The sequence below is a fragment of the Clostridium sp. TJA032 genome (genome assembly GCF_058310275.1).
The window spans coordinates 820,481-843,985 of record NZ_JBZEFB010000001.1; the positions used below are offsets into that span (position 1 = coordinate 820,481).

17 protein-coding genes are annotated in these 23,505 nt (G+C 26.0%); 1 reads left to right on the plus strand and 16 read right to left on the minus strand.

Going from position 1 to position 23,505, the window contains the following annotated elements; all coding sequences use genetic code 11:
• Positions 1-145: 145 nt before the first annotated feature.
• Together AC4FRL_RS03745 and uraA are read right to left on the minus strand one after the other, a co-directional pair.
• Positions 146-1,159, minus strand: a complete 1,014-nt coding sequence (locus tag AC4FRL_RS03745) for a resuscitation-promoting factor (protein WP_491138844.1) — start codon at positions 1,157-1,159, stop codon at positions 146-148.
• 670 nt (positions 1,160-1,829) lie between these two features.
• Positions 1,830-3,119 carry a uracil permease gene (uraA, locus tag AC4FRL_RS03750; RefSeq protein ID WP_491138846.1) on the minus strand — a complete coding sequence of 430 codons (1,290 nt, stop codon included), beginning with the start codon at positions 3,117-3,119 and terminating at the stop codon, positions 1,830-1,832.
• 187 nt (positions 3,120-3,306) lie between these two features.
• On the opposite strand from uraA, the gene AC4FRL_RS03755 reads away from it, so the two are divergent.
• Entirely contained in the window at positions 3,307-4,890 is a 1,584-nt protein-coding gene (locus AC4FRL_RS03755; RefSeq protein WP_491138847.1) for an ABC-F family ATP-binding cassette domain-containing protein, read from the plus strand.
• A gap of 26 nt (positions 4,891-4,916) precedes the next feature.
• Here AC4FRL_RS03755 and AC4FRL_RS03760 read toward each other — a convergent pair whose 3' ends face one another.
• From AC4FRL_RS03760 to AC4FRL_RS03825, 14 genes are all read right to left on the minus strand, one after another.
• Entirely contained in the window at positions 4,917-5,879 is a 963-nt protein-coding gene (locus AC4FRL_RS03760) for a polysaccharide deacetylase family protein (protein ID WP_491138849.1), read from the minus strand.
• A 185-nt stretch (positions 5,880-6,064) separates the two neighbouring features.
• Positions 6,065-7,762, minus strand: a complete 1,698-nt coding sequence (locus tag AC4FRL_RS03765) for an exo-alpha-sialidase (RefSeq protein WP_491138850.1) — start codon at positions 7,760-7,762, stop codon at positions 6,065-6,067.
• Between the two features lie 190 nt (positions 7,763-7,952).
• Positions 7,953-10,139, minus strand: a complete 2,187-nt coding sequence (locus tag AC4FRL_RS03770; RefSeq protein WP_491138852.1) for a DNA topoisomerase III — start codon at positions 10,137-10,139, stop codon at positions 7,953-7,955.
• A gap of 136 nt (positions 10,140-10,275) precedes the next feature.
• The gene (locus AC4FRL_RS03775; protein ID WP_491138853.1) at positions 10,276-11,706 is read right to left on the minus strand and encodes a PH domain-containing protein; all 1,431 of its coding nucleotides are present in this window, start codon (positions 11,704-11,706) and stop codon (positions 10,276-10,278) included.
• A gap of 9 nt (positions 11,707-11,715) precedes the next feature.
• On the minus strand, positions 11,716-12,183 hold the full coding sequence (locus AC4FRL_RS03780; RefSeq protein ID WP_491138855.1) for a PH domain-containing protein: 468 nt from the start codon (positions 12,181-12,183) through the stop codon (positions 11,716-11,718).
• Between the two features lie 121 nt (positions 12,184-12,304).
• A complete protein-coding gene (locus AC4FRL_RS03785) occupies positions 12,305-12,706 on the minus strand; it encodes a hypothetical protein (RefSeq protein ID WP_491138856.1) in 402 nt (133 codons plus the stop codon).
• A gap of 116 nt (positions 12,707-12,822) precedes the next feature.
• On the minus strand, positions 12,823-16,104 hold the full coding sequence (locus AC4FRL_RS03790; RefSeq protein ID WP_491138858.1) for a ligand-binding sensor domain-containing protein: 3,282 nt from the start codon (positions 16,102-16,104) through the stop codon (positions 12,823-12,825).
• Positions 16,105-16,186: 82 nt separating this feature from the next.
• Positions 16,187-17,287 carry a DHHW family protein gene (locus AC4FRL_RS03795; RefSeq protein WP_491138860.1) on the minus strand — a complete coding sequence of 367 codons (1,101 nt, stop codon included), beginning with the start codon at positions 17,285-17,287 and terminating at the stop codon, positions 16,187-16,189.
• A 15-nt stretch (positions 17,288-17,302) separates the two neighbouring features.
• Positions 17,303-18,670 carry an MBOAT family O-acyltransferase gene (locus tag AC4FRL_RS03800; RefSeq protein ID WP_491138861.1) on the minus strand — a complete coding sequence of 456 codons (1,368 nt, stop codon included), beginning with the start codon at positions 18,668-18,670 and terminating at the stop codon, positions 17,303-17,305.
• Positions 18,671-18,776: 106 nt separating this feature from the next.
• On the minus strand, positions 18,777-19,280 hold the full coding sequence (locus AC4FRL_RS03805; RefSeq protein ID WP_491138863.1) for a DUF4358 domain-containing protein: 504 nt from the start codon (positions 19,278-19,280) through the stop codon (positions 18,777-18,779).
• 173 nt (positions 19,281-19,453) lie between these two features.
• Positions 19,454-20,662 (minus strand): DEAD/DEAH box helicase, encoded by a 1,209-nt coding sequence (locus AC4FRL_RS03810; protein ID WP_491138864.1) that lies wholly within the window; start codon positions 20,660-20,662, stop codon positions 19,454-19,456.
• Positions 20,663-20,682: 20 nt separating this feature from the next.
• Positions 20,683-20,994 carry a hypothetical protein gene (locus AC4FRL_RS03815; protein ID WP_491138866.1) on the minus strand — a complete coding sequence of 104 codons (312 nt, stop codon included), beginning with the start codon at positions 20,992-20,994 and terminating at the stop codon, positions 20,683-20,685.
• Between the two features lie 247 nt (positions 20,995-21,241).
• Positions 21,242-22,588: an NADP-specific glutamate dehydrogenase gene (gdhA, locus tag AC4FRL_RS03820; protein WP_491138867.1), complete on the minus strand. Its 1,347-nt coding sequence runs from the start codon at positions 22,586-22,588 to the stop codon at positions 21,242-21,244.
• A 261-nt stretch (positions 22,589-22,849) separates the two neighbouring features.
• On the minus strand, positions 22,850-23,344 hold the full coding sequence (locus AC4FRL_RS03825; protein WP_491138869.1) for a DUF6106 family protein: 495 nt from the start codon (positions 23,342-23,344) through the stop codon (positions 22,850-22,852).
• Positions 23,345-23,505: the final 161 nt, after the last annotated feature.

Genomic DNA, 23,505 nt, shown 5'->3' on the forward strand with positions numbered 1-23,505 from the left:
CCATATATTTTAAAATTTATAAATTTATTTTATCACACAAAATAAAATACAAATTATATAAAAGCTTATATATATATTATTTTATTATTAAATTTTTATATCTTTATAATAAAAAAACAGGTATAAAACCTGTTTTTTATCGTAGTTAATTTAATATATAAACGTCTAAGTTTCTAACGCCCCAGCTAGATGCTTCTGCCTCTGTATTAAAGAATAGATCCACCTTATTTCCTTTTATAGCACCACCAGTATCAGCAGCAATAGCATATCCATATCCTTCAACGTATAACTTTGTTCCTAAAGGAATTACATTTGGATCAACTGCTATTGTACTATACCCATTTGGATCTCTTAATACTTGCATTCCTGATGCAGTATATGCTTCTTTTGAATTTAAAGAATGATTATAGGCAGTAGATGTAACATTTATTTTCTTTTTAAAATTTATGCTTTCTCCACCTCTATTTAAAGTTTGAGCTTTTTGTGTCCCTTTAACAACTTCTTTATTAACAGGCTCCTTAACAACTAATTCCTGTATAACGTTATTACTCACTTCTTTTCCATTTTCATAAACAAGTTCACGGGTAACTTCCTTCTCCCCATCTTGTCCATCTGTTAAAACTTCTGTATACGTTTGTGGTTTATTCTCATCATTTTTAACTTCAGTTGTAAAGTCTATAGGTTGCATCTCTTTAACCTTCTTAACCTCTACCTTTACCACCTCAACGTTCATTCCATCTTTTAAATTTTCATTTTTGCTTGGTAGTATCTTATCATTTTCATCAAAAGTTATTCCTTCTGACTTTAACATATTCTCTACATTATTTTCAGCACTTACAATCTCTTTTTCGCCATCCTTTGTTTTTACTTTTACATTGACAGCCTTATTTACAGTGATTGTTTCATTTTTTGATATTTTACTTTCTAATGAAGGTATTACTTTGTCTTTAGGTGCTAATGTTATTCCATTATCGTGTAAAGCCCCTTGTACTGTTCCCTTGTAGGTAACAATCTCCGTTCTCTCTCCATTAACTACTACGTTAAGAGTTTTTCTCATTGAAAATACTACTATTCCTCCAACTATAACTAATCCTGTTAGTCCTAAAGCTAAGGTCTTATTTCTATTTTCCTTTGAAAACAACTTTTTAATATTCACCATATTATCTCCTCCTTCTGGCAAGTAAAAGTTTTAATCTTCCCTGCGAAAGTTATACGCTTTTTTTTATGTCAGAAGGGATTTTACACTTTCCTAAGTAAAATACATTACCTATTGTAACCCATTTGTAATTATTAATCAAATAGCCTATTTTACTCATATTCTTACTATTTCTATAAATTCTTAGATATAATGTGCAAAAACACAGTTTATTTCTATAAATGCTTTAGTATACTTCTTATACCTTTAAATAATGCATCCTTTTATTCTATTAATTAAAAATTCTGATAATTCCAAGCTATGATTTTAAAGGATATTTTAGAAAAAAATATATAATTTAAATACATTTATATCTTTTTAATGAATTAATTTCCATTAAAATCTTTATATATTTTTCCTATCCAATATTAATTTATTTAAAAAAACTTTTTACATTATATATATCTTTTTAATAAATTAATATTATACTGTATTTACGCTTATTTTTTGAATTGAAAGTAAAAGCTTCTTTTAATTCTTTATAAGTTAAATTTAAAAAGTCTTTTAATAAAGTTAGAACTTACTTTCTACATAAACTTAAAAAATATTGCTTAACTACATATATAACTTTATTAAAGACTAAAATAACTTGCTTTAAATTTAAAGCAAGTTATTTTTTATAAAAAACAATATTTTATTTTTCATTCATTAAACCCAATTTATCAAAAAGCATAAAGGATATACTTAAAATCATAGCTACTATAGTTGCAAGTCCCATTCCTTTAATCTCTATGGAGCCTAATTTTATTGCAATATTACTTAAACCAACTATCATTGTAACTGATGTCAATATTAAATTTCTTGATTTTGAATAATCAACCTTTTCTTCTATAAATGTTCTTAAACCAGAAGTTGCTATTGTACCGAATAAAAGCAAACTTACTCCCCCTATTACAGGTGTTGGTATGCTTCTTATAATAGCTGACAAACTTCCTGAAAAACCTAGTATTATTGATAAAAGTCCTGCACCACAGATTACATAAGAACTATAAACCTTTGTTAAGGCCATTACTCCAATATTTTCACCATAAGTTGTTGTTGGAACTGAACCAAAAAATCCAGATATAATAGTTGATAATCCATCTCCTAAAAGAGATTTATTAAGACCTGGGTCTTTAGATAAATCCTTTCCAACTATGCTACTTGTTACTACTAAATGACCTATATGTTCTGCCACCACTACAAAGGTTGCAGGTAAAACTGTTAAAATTGCAGTTAAATTTGGCTTTGCTATATGTATTTGCGGTAAAACAAATACACTAGCTTCTTTTACAGGAGTAAAATCTACTAGCCCTAAGAAACAACTAAGTAGATAACCTGTAACTATTCCTATTAATATAGGTATTACCTTTAAAAAACCTTTTAATAATACAGAAGCTAAAATTACAGTTATTATTGTAACCATTGAAACTAATACCCAAGTTGGATTTAAAACCTTAGAATTTGATAAGCCTACTGGAAATCCTGCCATATCTGCAGCTGTTGGGGCTAATTCTAAACCTATTATTGTTACTATAGCTCCCATTGCAGCTGGTGGAAATAAATTTCTAATCCAATTAGTTCCTACAAATCCAACTATTAAGGCTATAAGTATAAAAACTAATCCTGAAACTACAAAACCACTTTGAACTTCCATAAAGGAATAACCTTCTCCAATTAAAAGTAATACTGGTGATATAAAGGCAAAACTTGACCCTAAATAAGCAGGAATTTTTCTTTTTGTTATAAAAGCATATATTAATGTTCCTACTCCGTTAAAAAATAAAACTGTTGCTGGGTCAATATTTAAAAGAATTGGTACTAAGACTGATGAACCAAACATTGCAAATAAATGTTGGATACTTAATGGAACTGATTTTTTTAGAGGTAACTTGTCCTCTACTCCTACGACTTCTATAAGTTCTACATCTTTAGATTCTATCATTTTTTTATCCTCCCTTTTCTAGACTCTCTGGACTAGATTAAAAGTTTATATAAAATATAGCACACCGTTCATAATAATTCAATATTTTTTTATCTCATTTTATGTTATAATAAGTATTCATGTGCATAAAAATACTTTTTGCACATTAACAATTTATTAAAATTTAAAGAAGAAAGGACAGAACTTAATGATTACAGTAAATAATGTAAGCTTAAGATTTGGCGGAAGAAAACTTTTTGAAGATGTTAACTTAAAGTTTACTCCTGGAAATTGCTATGGGGTTATTGGTGCAAATGGTGCTGGTAAATCTACATTTTTAAAAATATTAGCTGGTGAAATAGAACCTAATACAGGAGAAGTTTCAATCCCTGCTAAAACTAGGGTTTCTGTTTTAAAACAAGACCATTATAAATATGATGACTGTGAAGTTTTAAAAACAGTAATAATGGGAAATCCAAGATTATTTGAAATAATGGAAGAAAAAGATGCTTTATATGCAAAGCCTGATTTTTCTGATGAAGATGGAATAAAAGCTGCTGAACTTGAAGCAGAATTTGCAGATTTAGATGGATGGGAAGCAGAGTCTGAAGCTTCTTCACTTCTTCAAGGTTTAGGAATAGGAACTGACCTTCATTACAAATTAGTTAGAGACCTTAAGGGTGATGAAAAAGTTAAAGTTCTTTTAGCTCAAGCTTTATTTGGTAAACCTGATGTGCTTATCCTTGATGAGCCTACAAACCACTTAGATATAAAGGCTATTACTTGGCTTGAAAATTTCTTAGCAAACTTTGAAGGAACAGTTATAGTTGTATCTCATGATAGACACTTCTTAAACATGGTTTGTACACAAATATGTGATGTTGACTTTGGAAAGATTAAGTTATATGTTGGTAACTATGACTTCTGGTATGAATCAAGTCAACTTGCCCTTCAAATGGCTAAGGACCAAAACAAGAAAAAAGAAGAAAAAATTAAAGAACTTCAAAACTTTATTGCTAGATTCAGTGCTAATGCCTCTAAATCTAAGCAAGCTACTTCTCGTAAAAAATTATTAGATAAAATTACTCTAGATGATATTCAACCCTCAAGCAGAAAATATCCTTTCGTTGGATTTAAACCTGAAAGAGAAGTTGGAAATGATATTTTAGAGGTTAATGGAATATCTAAAACTATTGATGGAGTTAAACTTTTAGATAATGTAAGTTTTAGAGTTAACAAAGATGACAAAATTGCTTTTGTTGGAAATGAACGTTCTATAACAACTTTATTTAAAATAATAAACGGAGAAATGGAACCAGATTCAGGAGATTATAAATGGGGTGTAACAATAACTAAAGCTTACTTCCCTAAGGATAATACTGAGTTCTTTGAAAACTGTCAGTTAAATTTAGTTGATTGGCTTAGACAATTCTCAGATGAAAAATCTGAATCTTATCTTAGAGGCTTCTTAGGAAGAATGTTATTCTCAGGTGAAGAAGCTCTTAAGGAAGCTTCTGTATTATCAGGAGGAGAAAAGGTTAGATGTATGCTTTCTAAGTTAATGCTAAGCTCTGCTAATGTTTTAACTTTAGACCAACCAACTAACCATTTAGACTTAGAATCAATAACAGCTGTAAATAATGGTCTAGCAGATTATAAAAGCGTATTATTATTTTCATGTCATGACCACCAATTCGTTCAAACTATAGCAAACAGAATAATTGAATTAACTCCTGAAGGAATTAAATTTGATAAATCTTGTACATATGATGAATACTTAGAAACTAAATAAAAAAAGCGTGTTTAATACACGCTTTTTTATATATTATCTCCTATGGTTTTAAACTCATACCCATTCTCTTTGTAAAATTTTATTATTTCAGGCAATATTTTTACTGTTTTTTCCTTTCCAAAAGTATCATGCATAAGTAAAATAACTTGATTTTTCCCTTTAGAAGTTCCTTTTACATAATCTATCATTTCTTTTAAAGTGTAAGGTTTTCCTTCTGCATCTCCATTTAAGGCATTCCAATCTATACTTACTATATCGTTATTTTTTAAAATAACATCTAATTCCTTTAAATTTTCATCCTTATAATAGACTCTACTATTATACCCTCCTGGCATTCTTAAAACCTTTGTATCAAATTCTACTCCTAATACATTTTTCATTTTATCATTAGTTTTTTTAAATTCTTCCATAAAATAATTAACATCAGTTTTATTCTTTGGATATAATCTTTTAAAATTATGGGTATAACAGTGATTAGCTAAGGCATTTCCTTCTTTTATAGCTCTTTTTAATATTTCTTCTTCTTTTTTACCAGAATCTAGTCTAGAACCTAAAATAAAAAAAGTTCCTTTAACCTCTTCTTTTTTTAATATATCTAAAATCTCCTCTGTAAGGGGACTAGGTCCATCATCAAAAGTTAAAAACACATACTTTTCTTCTCCTAAATAAGAACCATCTATCATTTTACTAACATCTCTTACATTTACTGCATAATTCCTTCCTTCAAAAGTTAAATTACATCCTGGTATTATATCAGTTAAATTATAATTTGGTAACTTTACTGTAGCTTCTTCCATAATCACCTTTTTACTTTCAACCTTATTATATGTATCTCCTTTAACAATTTCTAAATTGCCATAGTTTAAAGCTAAATAAGAGCCTAAAAAGACTAAAGCAATAATAAAGATAAAAGTAAAAAACAAACTTTTTCTGCTATATGTTTTTTTTAATCTTTCTTTTTTCTCTTTGCTAAAAGTCTTCCTCTTCATACTACCTCCAAAACCTAATTATTATTTTTTTATTAAAAATACCTTAATAAAAAATCATCTTTACTCTTTATAAATAGTATTACTCAAAAGAAAGATTTATATTATTTTATAAAAAAGTAACTCTATCCTTTTTACTCATTTAATGTAAATAAATAAAAATTATAGAGTTAGTAAAAACATATTATTTATAACATCTTATCAATTTCTTTTAAATTTAATCTTAATGATTTTATAAAGGGCATATTATAATTTTTCTCCCAATAGCCATAAGAGGTTAATATATAGGTTCCATCAGGTAAAATTTCATTTCCAGCATAACCACAGTCTCCACCTTTTTCGCTATTTGTAAAGTCTTTCATAAGCCTTATTCTATACTGCCCTTCTCTGTTATGAACTAAATCATCATAAGTTCCTACCCAAGCTACAAAATCTCCAGCTATCCACTCCTTATAATCTCCTACCTTTTTAGGGTCTCTTATTATCTCTCTGAAAGTTATTAATATTCTTCCTGATGAATCATAAGTTGCTTTATGTCTCTCTCCCATTAAAGCTCCTTGCAATTCTATAGGTTCTGTCCAAGTTTCTCCTTCGTCATTAGAAAATGAAATCATAGAATTTTTTCTTTTGCTTTGTGCTCTAGCTATTAAAGCCAATTGATTTTCACAAGGAGAACGTAATACTTCAATTTCACATAATTGTGCTTCTTTTTCTATTTTATCATGTTCCTTTAAAAGCCTAGAAGGTTCACTCCATATCTCATTTCCTTCCTCATCAAAGCTTAAATATGTCTTCCAATTATTATAACTAAGATCATGAAAAATCCCCATCCACCTATTATCCATAATTCCCTTATTATTTTTAACTCTAGTTAAACTTGCATGTGCAACTACTGCCTCATATTTACCTGTAGGAAAATAATGCTTAAATTCACTCCATGTTTTTCCATAGTCCTCTGAATAAGATGTTTTAAACCCCTTTTCCTGTCCTCTAGGAACACCTGAAATCATTTGTATTCTAATTTTTCCATTAGGCTTCTTTATTTTATATATAATAGGTGTTTCCTCACTTTCTTCCCAAGAAGAGGGTGTTTTTAATCTTTCACTCCAAGTTATCCCTGAATTTTCACTTTTCTTAAGAACTATAGAACCTTTTCCATGTCCCTTTGGATAAACAACATAAATAGTTTTATTATCATCCATTAAAACAGTTGAAGGATGCCCTAAATAAACTCCCTCTTCTTTATCAACTAATATTTGTCTTTCCTCATCCTTTGATAAATCTATGAAAGGAATATCATAGCCTATTTTAACATTCTGACTACTTAATGTTTTTATTTCATTTAAATCCAAAACTTTAAAATAAAAATCTAAATAATCTATTTCTCCTTCAAAAGTCTTTATAATTTCTTTTTTATTATTTAAGCTCCCACCTATAAATATAGAATTTAAATTATTAAGAAAGTTAAGATTTATACTATTATCTAAAGTTTTAATATTTTCCCCATCAATATATAGATTTATATGGTTACTTAAAGATAAAATTAATATGTGCCAAGAATTATCATCATATTTTTTTTCTGATTTCATATTAAAAATTAACTTTTTATTTTTTTTCATATAAAATTCAATTTTCCCTTTATTTAATCCTAAGGTTAATTCATCAAAAAAATATTTATTCTCTAATATGCTAAAAAGTATGCCATTATAATTATTTTCATAACTTTTAAACTTTATTATAATATTTAAATATTTTTTATTTTTAAGTTTATAAGTATCACAACTTATATCTAATATCTTTTTTCTAATTGGTGTAAATTTTTCTTTTATAGAGTAACTTAAAATTTCTTTTGTATCTAAGGATTTGCACACTTTTTTCTCAATCATATTTTCCTCCTAAAATTAATTTTTTTACTTTATAAAAATAAAAATTTAATTACATTATTAACTTTAAATATCTTTATATAATAAAAAACCATATTAAACCTTAAATAAAACCTATACTTTTTAATAAATATATATTTATATAAAACTTATAAATTTTATCAATTTAGTTTAATATGGTTTTTAAATTTAACTAATCAAATTTAAATCCACTTAAAAGTTCTGAAAAAGGATTATTAATATCTTCATTAGCTTCCTTTTTCATCTTTTGCATTATTTTATTTACTTCTCTTTTATTTGTTTTATTGTTATTTTCAAATCTCTTTTTAAACTGTGATTCTTTCTCTCTAAAATTACAATTTGCTCCTACACAAACATATATCTTTCCCTCACCATGTCCTCTAAGTTCTAATTTTCTTTTACATTCTGGACATCTAACATTAGTTGTTTTAGATACATTTTCTCTATAACCACATTCTCTATCTTGACATACATTCATAGTTCCATTTTTACCCTTTACCTCAAGCATATACTTACCGCATTGAGGACATTTTTTACCAGTTAAGTTATCATGATGAAATTTATTTTCTCCAAGCTTAACATCTTCAACTAAAGCAACAGTATAATTCCTTATATCTTTTATAAATTTTTTAGAATCACCTTTTCCTTTGCTTATTTTTTCTAGCATTTCTTCCCAATTAGCTGTTAATAAAGGAGATTTTAAATCTCTTGGAACTAAATCTATAAGCTGCTTCCCCTTAGATGTTGGAATTATTTCCTTACCTCTTTTCTCTATTACAAAGGAATTAAATAATTTTTCTATAATATCCGCTCTAGTTGCTACAGTTCCAAGTCCTCCTGTTTCACCTAAAGTTTTTGCAGAAGATTTATCTACTGAAATAAATTTTTGGGGATTTTCCATAGCAGATAATAAACTTCCCTCATTAAATCTTGAAGGTGCTTTTGTTTCTTTAGTTATAATATTAATCTTAAGAACCTTAAAAAAGTCCCCTTCCTTTAACTTAGGAAGCTCTTGCTCTTTTATATCCTCTTCTCCTTCATCATATACTTCTTTATCATAAAGCTTTTTCCACCCCTTAGATTTAACAACCTTTCCCTTTGCAATTAATTTTTCTCCCTTAACTTCTCCAGTTAAAGTTGTTTGTATATATTCAAAAGGTGGCATTAAAACACTTAAAAATCTTTTAACTACAAGCTCATAAACTCTTCTTTCATCAGAGCTTAAGTTAGATAATATTCCCTTTTCCTCTGTTGGAATTATAGCATGATGGTCTGAAACCTTATTATCATCTACAAAATTCTTATTTGTTTTTATAGGAGATTTTAATAACTCATTTGCTATAGTTCTAAACTCTCCTATAGCTACAGCCTTTAATCTATCTTTAATAGTAGATACTATGTCCTTTGATATATACCTAGAATCTGTTCTTGGATAGGTAAGAAGCTTATGATTTTCATATAATCTCTGCATTATATTAAGAGTTTGTTTTGCTGAATAACCAAAAATCTTATTACAATCTCTTTGAAGTTCTGTTAAATCATATAATTGTGGAGAAAATTTCTTCTTATTACTTTCGTTTATATTAATTATTTTTCCTATTTTCTCTTTATTTAAGTTTAAAACAACCTTCTCTTTAAAATCTTTATTAAAAATTCTTGAATTATTATCTTTATTTATCCAAGTAAAATTGCATTTATCCGTTTCAACCAATATTGTATTATACTCTTTCCCTTTGAAATTTTTAATTTCCTCTTCTCTTTGAACTATCATAGCTAAAGTAGGTGATTGAACCCTTCCAGCTGATAATTGAGCATTATATTTACATGTTAAAGCTCTAGTTACATTTAATCCAACTAACCAATCAGCCTCTGCTCTACATTGAGCTGCTTTATATAAATTATTATAATTTTCTCCAGGCTTAAGATTTTTAAATCCCTCTAAAATTGCTTTATCTGTTTGAGAGGAAATCCAAAGTCTTTTTATAGGTTTTTTAATATGTGCTTTTTCTATTATCCAACGAGCAACAAGTTCTCCTTCTCTTCCTGCATCTGTAGCTATTATAATTTCATCTACATCTTTTCTCTCCATTTGCTTTTTAACTTCATAAAATTGCTTAGAAGATTTTTTAATAACTTTAAGTTTCATATGCTTAGGTAACATTGGAAGTGTTTCCATAGACCACGCTTTAAATTTATTATCATAATCCTCAGGAGATTGAAGTTCAACTAAATGTCCTAAAGCCCAAGTTATTATATATTCCTTTCCCTCAATATAACTACCCTTATTATTATTACATTTTAAAACCTTAGCTATTTCTCTTCCAACACTAGGTTTCTCTGCTAAAACCAATTTTTTCAATAATATCATCCTTTCATGACACTTCTATTAAAGGAAGTATCTTTAAAAAAAGGGAATTATAAAAGAAAATTATAATTACCCTTTAAGACTTTCCATATTCTATACTACCTTAAATATATTTACTTAACAAATAAATTTACAAAGTTTTTCTAAACTCATTTTTTATTTTTTCATAAATATCTAGTTTTAAATTTTTTAATTTAATAAATTCAAATCTTTTCTGAGAATAAAATCTAAGTTTAAAGTTTCCAATTTTTTTTCGTATCTGAAAAGGGTTTGAAACTACTTTTATCCCTTCCATACTAGATTTTTTTATAAATATTTGCCTTCTATTTAAGGACTTGTAACTTACATAATAAAGATTTTTTCCTATACCTAACTTTGTATTTTTATATAAAAGACTTCTCTCAACAAATACTATAGGTAAACTTATAAAAAATGGCCAAAATTCCTTATTTATAAGAAAAATAATTAAACTTAAATATAAAGCTATCTGCATTGGAACTATAAAAAATCTTCTTCTTTCTTCCTTTCTTGGAGAGTATATTATTCCTTGAAAATTAAACTCAGGAATTAAATGCTTTAAGATTTCTCTATATCCCTTTTCATTACATAAAGGGAAAATAAGTTCCTCTTCCTTTATGTTATTTCCATATCCTACTACAGAACATTTTATTGTATAAAACTTAAATATTTGATTTATAATATTCTGCTCTATCTGCACAGCATGTACACTTTTCATAGGGATTGAATAACTTCTTCTTGTAATTAATCCATACTCAACCTTTAAATAATCATTATTTCTGTATATTGTAAACTTATAATACTTACATAAAATAGCTAAAACAGAAAAAGTCATTATTATTATTAAGAATATACTAAATAATAAAAGCATTGATAAAAATAAGGCTAATATTGTATTTCTAGATATAAGCCTCTCTATAACCATATCTTTTAAAAAGCTTACTAATTCATCATCTAACCCCTTATATATTTTACTCATGAAATGTATAGTTGAATATAAAACCCCAATGCCTAGTAATATATTATTTCTAAGCATAGATAGCAATATTAAATGAAGTGCTGATATATTATACCCTAAAACTTCATTTATAGATTTTTTTTCATGAATTAAGTGTTTCATTCTGTAACTTAAATTTCCATATAATAAATCTAAATCCTTCTTTTTAAATATCATTACAATTTCAGCATTTCTTTTATAAGAAGGATATACACTTTCTATTTTTATTTTTCTTAAATTAAATATTCTATGAAGCACACTTCTTTCAAGTTCTATTAAGGATATACTCTTTAGAGGAACTACCATTTCTTCTCTAATTAAAGCCCCTTCTCTATAAATTAAAAAGTTTTCTTCTAAGACTATACTTGTGTTAAACCATTTAATTATGGAAAAGGTTAAAATGCTTAAAATACAAATTAAAGTTATTATAAAAACATGCTCATTAAATTTTAAAGCTAAAAAGATTATTATAGGCCATGTAACTTTTATTAATTTAAAAAATATTATTAAAATTTTACACCAATGATTTTTTTTATAAAAATTCATTTTTAACTCCTAAATTCTATCTTTAAAAATATAATTAAAAGCTTCAAGTTTTTCACTATTAAGAGCTGGTATAGTAACCTTTCCCCCTGCTGTATATATTTTTATATTTTTTATTTTTAAAATCATATCAATAGGATCCTCGTATAAATTTATGTATTTTATGTTTTCCCTTTTTATAAATATATATCTTTTAAAAAATATGCCATATCTAATTTCTAGAAAATTATTAAATATAAAATAAGACCATGTAAAATAATTTATTACGGGAAATACTAAAACTATAAAAAAAGCTATAATCAAACCTATTCCTTTAAAAAAATTTATGTTTCTATATAAAAATGTACTTAAAAAGTTTAAACTATTAATACCTTGAATCCTTAAAAATATAACCTTTAAAAAGAAATATAAAAAATATAAAGCTAAAAATCTAATTATAATTTGCTTAATAATAAATAATTTGCTTAATTTATAATTCATCCACTCCTCCTTTAATAAAAAAACCTATAAGAAATATCTCTTATAGGTCACATATTTTAACCTTTATCTAGTAATAAATATTTTACCACATGCTTGTACTTATTTAAATCCTTATATATCTTTACACATTGAATTTACACTTTTTAAACATTAAATCTCTCTTAATATTAAATAAAATAAATTCTAAAAGTTCTTCATTTTTATTTTCATCTGCAAATTTTTTTATTTCTTCATAATTATCTAACAAAAATTCTATAATAAATTTTATCCATTTTAAAATTTCTCTCTCTTTTACCCTTTTATAATCATAAAAAATTGTTAAAATTAAATTTTCATAATCTATAAAAACACCTTTAATTTCTTTCATAAAAGAAAGAACCCTTTTAAAGCTTTCTTCATATTCTTTCTTTTCTCTTAAAGTTTTTAAAATAATATCATTTTTTAAAGTTACTCTTCCTTTTTCACTATATACAACCTTTATATTACAAGCTAACCTTATAGCACATCTTTTTAAATCTATCATAAATTCTCCTAAAAAAGCTTTTTCCTAAAATTTTATGAGTTTGTTCCTTTTAAAATTCCTAAAAAATAAAACTTACAAGAATTTATAAATTTAATCTTGCAAGTTTTATCTTCTAATTAGTTATCTTTATTTTGTTTTATAGGTAATGTAATTATAAAGGTACTTCCTTTATTTACTTCACTTTCAACTCTTATATCTCCATGATGTAACTCTATAATACTTTTAACTAAAGTTAATCCTATTCCACTACTTCTATAAGGCTTTTTAGCTTTAGAATCAGCTTGAACAAATCTATCAAAAATAGCCTTTTGTTGTTCTTTAGGTATTCCAACTCCAGTATCTTTTATTGAAATCTCTACTTTATCCTCTCCAACTTCTTTTATAAAGACCTCAATTTTTCCAGGCCCCTCAGTATATTTTATAGCATTAGATAAAAGATTTATAACACATCTTTCTATTTCACTTTTATCGCATTCAACTTCAAGTTCCTCTATTTCAGGGTCTATTATAATTTCTAAGTTGTTCTCTTCAATATATGATTTTAAGCTTAAAGCAGTATCCTCAACTAAAGAAACAATATCATTCTTCTCTATATTTAGCCTATAAGCCCCAGCTTCTATTTTTGAAGAATCTATTATATCATTTATTATTTTTAAAAGATTATTAGCATTATTTTTAAGAGTATTTGTATAATCTTCCACTTGATATTTACCTAAAATATCCTCTTTATTTTTTAATTTTATCAATTGAATTGTAGCTAATATAACATTTAAAGGTGTTCTAAGTTCATGAGAAAGATTTACAAAATAATCATTTTTAAACTTTTGTCTTTTTATCATTTCATCTTTAAGCTCTGCGGCTTCTTTATAAAGCTTTTCTTTCTCTTCATATAGCTTTTCTTTCTCTTTAGCTTCTTTCTTTAATTGTTCAGCTCTCTTTTTAACGGTTTTCTCTAAGGCAGTTACATAGCTCCACATTAGAAAAATAACTATTACAGCACTTGAAAAATATATTAAATAAGCAGTTGGAGTTCGCCAAGGAGGAGGATCTATTTTTAAATCTAAGGTTGTAACTGGAGTTAAGTCTCCATGATTATCACGAGCTCTAATTAATATTTTATAACTTCCAGAATCTAAGGTTGCATAATTTGCATTATTTCTCTTATTTGCAAAAACCCAATCCTCGTCAATACCTTCTAATTTATATTCATAGGTAATTTTATTTGTGTTTAAATAATCTGGTAAGAAGAAATCAATAGATATATTATTTTCATTATACTTTAAGCTAAGGTTTCCTCCATAATATGGATAAATTTTATTATTTACCATTATTTTATCTATAACAACCTTATTTTTATCTTTATCATCAGAAAATTTCAAAACATCTTTAGGATAAAAGGCAGTTACACCATTTATTCCTCCAAAAAACATTTCTCCATCACTACTTTTAAAATAAGACCTTCCATTAAATTCATTACTTTGAAGTCCATCCATAGCTGTATAATTTATAAATTTATTTTCATTTTGGTCAAACCTAGATATTCCATCATTCGTACTTATCCAAACATTATCATTTTCATCTATAAGTATTCCATATATAAAGTTATTTGATAATCCATTTATAACAGTATAATTTGTAAATGTTTCTGTCTTAGGGTCTAATTTGCTTAGTCCAGCTTCAGTTCCTATCCAAAGATTTCCCTTTGAATCCTTTGCTAAACAACGAACCCCATTATTTATAAGACTGTTATTATCAAAGTTATTATTTACATAACTTTTCAATATTCCCTTATCTTTATCAAACTTTACTACTCCTCCATCAATTCCTATAGTAATCCACAAAAATCCTTCTTCATCTTGTGATATACTAGTTACAGCATTTTCAACTATTCCTACGGCCTTAAATATGTTTGAGTAATCAGTAAAGGTTCCTGTTTTATCATCATAAGACTGCAAGCCTCCTCTTGCTCCTATCCAAAGCAAGCCATCTTTATCAACAAAGACATTTCTAGCATCCATCTTATTTCTCTCTTGCATATCTTCAGGATAAGGTATTCTTTGTACTAAACCACTTTCCTTATTTATCTTGTTAACTCCGCCTTGAGTAGCAACCCATAAATTATCTTTATCAGCTTCACATATCTGCCAAACAACATTACTACTTAAGGTATTTTCATCATTGCTATCACTATAAAAGTTTGTAACTTCTCCAGTTTTAGTATTTAGTCTATTTAATCCTGCAGAATTTGTACCAAGCCAAAGCATTCCATTAGAATCTTTATATATTCCACTCATACTATTATCACTTAAAGTATTTTCCTTATCAGGTTCTCTTCTATAGTGCTTAAAAGGTTGATTCGGGTTTAATAAGCTTATCCCATTATAAGTTCCAAACCAAATTAGTCCACTTCTATCTTCATAAGCCACTAAAACATTATCGTTAACTAAACTTGTATCATCATAATATCTACTTTCAAAAAGATGCATTTTTTTATCTTCTTTACTATATTCTAAAAGTCCTTTTTGAGTAGATATCCATAAATTGTCGTAAGTATCCTCATATATAGTATTTACACTTTCTGGGGCTATATTAAACTTTTCTAAATCCTTATCTAAATAAGTAATATCCTTATAATTGCTAGATATTAACATAACATTTTTGTTAGTAACTACCCACATATTATCTTCTCTATCTTTATAAATATTTGTTACAGAAGCATTATCCTTATCTAAGGTTTCATTTATAGATTGAAACTCCTTTGTATTTGTATTTATTACACTTAATCCTTCACTAGTTCCAATCCAAATATTCCCGTATTTATCCTCACATAAGGAGTTTATAACATTACTTTTTAGCCCTTTAGGATTACTATCTTTAAATAACTGCTTTATTTCTCCATCCTTTGGATTATAAATATTTAGTCCTTTTCTTGTAGCTATCCAAATAGTACCATCTTTATGTTTTAATATATCCCATATATTATTATTTGATAATTTGCTTTTCCCCTCTTCATCTTCAAACATTCTACTTACTTCATTAGTTACTACATTTATTTTGCTTACCCCTTTACTAGTACCAACTAAAATATTATCTTTATCATATTCCATTAAAGCCGATATAAAGCTTGAGTTTATACTATTTTTATCATTTACAAGTTCTCTAAAAACAACAACTTCATGCCCATTATATTTGTTTAATCCATCTGATGTCCCAAACCACATGTATCCCTTATTATCTTGAATTATTTTACTTACTGTAGATTGAGATAAACCGTCTTTTAAAGTCAGGTTATTAAACCGTAACTCTGACTCTCCTAAGGCAAATACGCTTTTAAATGGTATAAATAACATTATAAAAGAAATAAAAGCATATCTTATAAGCATTTTTCTAATATTCAATTTTATTTACCTCTCTAAAACTAAAATGACAATTTAATTCTCTCAAAAAAGAAGAATATTGTCAAACAATGTCATATTAATTTCAATATTTTATCTTTATAACATTTATATCATTAAAAAAATTCTCAATATTATAAAGCACTAGTGCTTCTTTAAAATTATTTTTTTTTATATAATCGCTTACCTTATATGGAAAACTTCTAAGGTCTATTACATGAATCTCACTAAAATTCATAGATAAAAAGGGAATCATAGAATTAGCAAAGGAATCTTTAAATACAACTAATTTTTTATCTTCCTTTATTTTCTTATTTTTTATAATGGTAAGTCCATTATTGCCTCTAAGGAAAACTGAATACTTATCTCTTGTCTTTAATTTTTCAAAATCATATAGTGTATTAAAGATTTTATCTTCTATACTCATCTTTATATTGTCTATATCATAATAAATTAAAGTATCTCCCTCTGAATAAAAACTCTTTGATTTTGAAAAATATGTTCCATAAAAATTTTCAACCTTATTTTCCTTTAATTCCTTTAAATTTATTTCTTTCATTCCTAAGGATTTCATATAAGCAGTATAAGCTAAATAAGCACCATAGGTGGTCCAATGATGGTCTGTCTTATAATATATATAATCCTTCTTACTATTTTTCAAAATATTTATTAAATCTATATTTATATCTTTATTACTTCCCTTATAAATTTCCTCTATAAGTTTTTCTTGATTCAAAAGCTCTATATTAAAGGGTAAATACTCTTTATATATTGTATAGGAATTAGGGGCTATAAGAGTTGTAACCCTTCCATTAAAATTATTTATAAAAGTATTTAATGCCTTTTTATTATTTTTAAATCTTTCTTCATCATAATATAAAGTTTTTTCAAACATATATCCCTTTTCTCCATAAATTATATTATTATTTTCTCTTTTTCCTAAAAAATATTCACTTATAGATTTTAAACTTATCCATTTATCTCTTAAGAAAAAGTTATCATTTATATAATTTTCATAATCCTTAACATAGTAACCCTCTTTAAAAGATTCTAGAGAAAATTCTGGTCTTTTTTGCAACTTTCTATTTTCTATTTCTGAAAAACTTTTTTCCTTTTCAAAAATATCTAAAAAAGTAATACAAAATAAAAATATAAAAAACATATAAAATATTGGATGTTTTTTCATATTTGCAAACTCCTTTTAAAATCTAAAATATAAAAAAGGATTATAAGTAGAATCTACTAAGTAGGAAATTGAAATAAAAAATAAACTAAAGATTATTATGGATTTCAAAAAATTATTTTTTTCTATATACTTATCATAAAAAATTTTTATAACCTTTGTAGAAGATAATATACATATTACAAAGATAAAAAGATAATTCATAAGATAATAAAGAAAATCAAAGGAAAAATTACCATAAAATAAATATTTCAAATCACTTAAATTTTCAAAAGAAAAAATAGCCCATCCGAAAAACAATAATATTATTGTATAAACATGAGATATAATCTTATGTTTTTTTAAGTAATCTCCTATTAAAAATTTTTCTATACAAATAACAATAAAAAAATAAAGTCCCCATATTATAAAATTATAATTTGCTCCATGCCAAAATCCTGTTAAAAACCAAACTATAAAAAGATTTCGAATAGTTTTTATTTTTCCTAATCTATTGCCTCCTAAAGGAATATATACATATTCCTTAAAAAATGAACCTAAAGTTATATGCCATCTTCTCCAAAACTCTGTTATGCTTCTTGATATATACGGGAAATTAAAATTTTTAGGAAATTTAAATCCTAAAATTTTTCCAAGACCTATAGCCATAGAAGAGTAGCCACTAAAATCAAAATAAATTTGAAAAGAAAAAGCAATAATAGATAGCCATAATAAAGGTGTAGAAACATTACTAAAACCAATATTTTCAACTTCTTCAAATAAAAGACCAATATTATTAGCAAGAAGCACCTTTTTACTAAGACCTATTATAAATTCAATAATTCCCTCTTCTACTTCTTTTATCTTAATATTCCTATTTTTAAGTTCTTCTTTTACTTCTCTATATTTTACTATAGGCCCTGCTATAAGTTGTGGAAAAAGTGATACATAGGCTCCAAAATTTAATATATTCCTCTCAGCTTCCACTTCTCCTCTATAAACATCTATTGTATAAGACATGGTCTGAAATGTGTAAAAACTTATTCCTAAGGGAAGAGTTAAACTTATAAAAGAAAAAGAAGTGTCAAGGGCTAAATTTATATTGTAAATAAAAAAATTAAGATATTTAAATAATATAAGTAGTCCTAAGTTAAAAATAATTGAAAGGATAACTAAAAATAATGAAACTTCTCTTTTTTCTCTATGCTTATCTATTAATAAACTTATAGAATAATCTACTATTATAGAAAGTATCATAAGAAAAAAATATTTTACTTCTCCAAAGGAATAAAATATTAAACTTAATATAAGTAAAGATAAATTTTTAAATTTATTTGGAGTTAGATAGTATATTATAAATATTAAAGGCAAGAATCTAAATATAAACAAAATACTGCTAAATACCATTTTAAACACCCTTAAAATCTATTAAACTTATAATCTATAACTAGGATTAAACTTTATAATATTTTTAAATTTATAGTAAAGTTTAATCCTTATTAAATTTAAAAGCTTACTCAAATTGTTCCTCATATAAAGTTTTTGCTTCTTTTAACTGTTCCTCTGGCAAAACAAATAATGAAACATAATCACCCTTTATAAAAACCTTTGATGATTCTGCTATTTCTTTTTCCTCTGGATAAAAGGCCTTTCCTATTTTATCCTCTAAAACTTTATTTAATGATTCTTCAACATTTTTAACCTTTCCCTCCTTAGCTTTAACAATAATAATTAAAGCATTTCCAGGGGACCTTCCTGTTTCTGCTATTCCATATTCATAAACATCCTCTAAATTTAAATGATATATTTCCTTAGCCATTTCATCATCTACAGGCATAGGCATAACAACTAATCCCTCATCTACTAATTTATTAACCATATCTTCAGCACTTAAAGATAATTTAATACTCCCACTTTCTTCGCTATTAACTGTATCACCTTTATTGTTAGATATACATCCACTAAAGGTAGCTCCTATCATTATAGCTGCTAAAACACTAATTAAAATTTTCTTCATCCCAATCTCTCACTCTCTAAAAGATATTTCTTATATTAAAGCTATTATATAACACTTGATAATTACTTCCAATATTGTAATAATATTGTTAATCAATTAGTAACTTTTAGTCTTTACATAAAATAAAAAACACTAAAGTTTTAAAACCTTAGTGTTTTTTTATTTTTATAATATTATTTTTTTATCTTACTTATATTTTTCTTTTTTCTTACTACATTTTTCTTTGAAGAATTTTTTTTAACATCTTCCTTATGTATTTTTCCCTCGTATAAATAAAGTCTAGGAATTTTTATTTTTAATTGTCTTTCGCATTTTAAAATAATTTTCTCTTCTTTATAATCTGCTAAGGAATAAGCAAAACCTTTTTCACCAGCTCTTCCTACACGCCCTACTCTATGTAAATAATTTTGAGAGTTCATAGGAATATCTAAATTTATTATATGAGTAGCTCCTTTAATGTCTAAACCTCTAGCTGATACATCAGAAGTTATTAAAACCTTAGCTTTACCACTTCTAAAATCTTGAAGTGATTTCTTTCTCTCCATTTTGTTATCACTACCATGAAGAGAAACTGCTTCTATTTTATTATATCTAAGTTTTTGTATTACATTATTTACATTATAACTATTATTTATAAAAACTATTATTTTTTTATCATTACCTATGGCATGTATAAGTTTTCTCAAAAAGTCTATCTTATCTCTTAATTCCACTTGAAAATATCCATGCTTTATATTTTCATTAACCTTATTTTCACTTTTAGCTTGAATAAGAACACTTTCTCCTATTAATTCCTCTGCATTTTGTAAAGCTTTTTCATTCATAGTAGCTGAAAATATAAGTTTTTGAGTATCTCCTTTACAAGACTTAACAACACTTCTTACATCCTTTATATTTATAAAATCTAATAACTTATCTCCTTCATCAATTACAATTGTTTTTATTGTATTACAAGTTATTTTTTTCTTGTTTATAAGCTCTAATATTCTTCCTGTAGTTCCAACAAGTATATGAGGTTTATTTTTAAGTTTCTCTATCTGCCTTTTTATATTTCCACTTCCAACTAAAGTAGTAGAGGTTATTTTCTTTTCAAGTCCTCTCTTAAGGTCATTTAAAACATTATTTATTTGAACCCCTAACTCATGTGTAGGAGAAAGAATAATTGCCTGCATTTCATTTTTTGAATCATCAATATTTTCTATTATAGGAAGTAAATAAGCTAAAGTCTTTCCTGTTCCTGTTTCTGCTTTACCAATTACATTATTCCCCTTTAATACTTCAGGTATAGCTTTTTCTTGAATATCTGTTGGTTCCTCTATTCCTAAGCCTATTAAAGATTTTGAAACCTCTTTACTTAATCCTAACTTTAAAAATTTATCCATTAGCATCCCATCCTTTTTACTTAAAGTTTAACCTTATTATTTTTTAATATATTTTCACAAAGAGTTTCAAAATGAGAGGTGTCTACTCCCTCTTTTTTTAACTTAGAAAGTCTTAAATTTATTCTCTCTAAAGCTTCTTTGCCTTCTCTCTTATCTCTTTTTTTAATACAATTATTAAAATAATCCACTAAATAATCTATTTTTATAACTTCATTAGCTAAGTCTTCTCTATCTTCATTTATAAGTTCTATAAGCAAAGAATAAACCTTAGGAGAAGTTGAATCTCTATGTAATTTTAAAAAATCATTGTTTCTGCTAGTTATCTTTGACATATCTATTTTCCTTTCTAAATAAATTATGATTTAACATAAGTTATTAATAATAACATTTTCTAATATATCATAAGTAAAAAGAAAAAAACAGAAGAAACCATCCTAAAATAAACTTAAAATAAAACTTATTAATATGTTTTACTAATCTAATAAATAAATCCATAAAGCTCTATTTTAAAAATTAAGTATAGTTTCTTCTTTAAAGATAAGATTTTCTATTTATATTTTAAAATTTAATATTTTAATTTTATATAACTCCTTGTTCTAACATAGCATCTGCAACCTTTTTAAATCCAGCTATATTAGCTCCAATTATTAAATTTCCATCATAGCCATATTCAGAAGCTGCATTTCTAGAATTATAGTATATATCTTTCATTATATCTTTAAGCTTCTTATCAACTTCTTCAAAAGTCCAAGACATTCTTAAACTATTTTGGCTCATTTCTAAAGCTGAAGTTGCAACTCCACCAGCATTAGCTGCTTTTGCAGGAGCAAATAATATTTTATTATCTATAAATAGTTTTTGAGCTTCTAAAGTTGAAGGCATATTTGCTCCTTCTCCAATAGCAATTACTCCATTTTCAATTAATATTTTAGCACTTTCTTTATCTATTTCATTTTGTGTTGCACAAGGAAGAGCTATATCACATTTTATATTCCAAATTCCTCTACATCCTTCTGTAAACTTAGCTGCTTTAACATAATTTACATACTCTGAAATTCTGCCTCTCTTTACTTCCTTAATTTCCTTTACAACCTCTAAATTTATTCCCTTTTCATCATATACATATCCTGATGAATCTGAAAGTGCAACAACCTTACCACCAAGTTCAGTAATCTTTTCAGTAGCATATATTGCCACATTTCCTGAACCTGAAATTACAACTGTTTTACCTTCTATGCTTTTTCCATTATCTCTTAACATTTCATCTACAAGATATACTAAGCCATATCCAGTTGCTTCTTTTCTAGCTAAGCTACCACCATATGTTAAGCCCTTACCAGTTAAAACACCTGAATCTACAGAATTTTTAAGCTTTTTATACTGACCAAACATATATCCTATTTCTCTTCCTCCAACTCCAATATCTCCAGCTGGTACATCTACATTAGGTCCTATATGTCTATATAATTCACTCATAAAACTTTGGCAAAATCTCATTATTTCTCTATCTGATTTTCCCTTAGGGTCAAAGTTAGACCCACCTTTTCCTCCTCCAATAGGAAGAGTTGTTAAAGAGTTTTTAAATATTTGCTCAAATCCTAAAAACTTTATTATGCTTAAATTTACAGAAGGATGGAATCTTAACCCTCCCTTATATGGTCCTATAGCACTATTAAATTGTACTCTATATCCTCTATTAACTCTTACATTACCTAAGTCGTCAACCCAAGGAACTCTAAACATTATAACTCTTTCAGGTTCTACTATTCTCTCTAGTATTCCTTCTTCTATGTATTTAGGATTTTTCTCTAAAACTGGTATTAAAGAATATAATACTTCCTCTGAAGCTGCTAAAAATTCGCTTTCACCAGGGTTGTTTTTCTTTAAATCTTCCATTAAATTATCTACATATTTTTTTACATCCATTATTAATGCCCCCTCTTTTAAGCATAGTTAATTATTTAGTATAAAATAAGCTTAAATTAAGTTTTAAATATAAAAAAAATAACTTAATTAAATCTTATTTAATATTATAGCACAAAATACCATTTATTAAATAATAAAGTTTAATATTTAATAAATTATCATTTTTTAAAAGTTTTATATGTTAATTTAATATAAAATCTCTTTTTTTAAAATTTATTTTTTTAATATTTTATAATAAAAAAAGACGATTTAAATCGTCTTTTATCTAATAACCTTTTGTGGGTTTGAAAAAAATATTAAATCTAACATTTTTTGATCTAATAAAACTTCATAAGCCACAAACTTAGTTTCCCATCTTACTACAATTACATAAACCTTTTTTCCATCTTGAACATTAGTATAACACTTATTTACCTTTGCACTAGAATATCTATCTAAGGAACTATCTCCTAAGGGTGCAGCAATTTCAATATCTCTTAAATCTATGTTACCCTTTATTTTTCTTCTAACTCTTTCATAAATAGCACTAATCTCAAGTTCACCATCTGTAAACTCATAATCATATTCAACCATTGACAATCTTTTAGCTATAAAAAGTGGTAAACATATTATTAATAAAAATATTAATGCAGGTATAAGCCCCATAAAGATAAATATCCCTGCTGCTAAAAATAAAGAAATAACCATAGCTGGAACAATAATCTTATGTAATCCTGATTCTTTGCCACTTATACTCAATTCATAAAATTTCTCCATACCTATCTCCCTTTTTAATTACTTTTAATTAATTATAACATAATTTTCTTTTCAATTTTATATAATAAATAGGGTAATAAATATTAATTTTTTGTATTATTTTAATATTTCTTAATTTTTACTAAATAAATATTTTTGCAACTTTTAATTTTTAATATTTC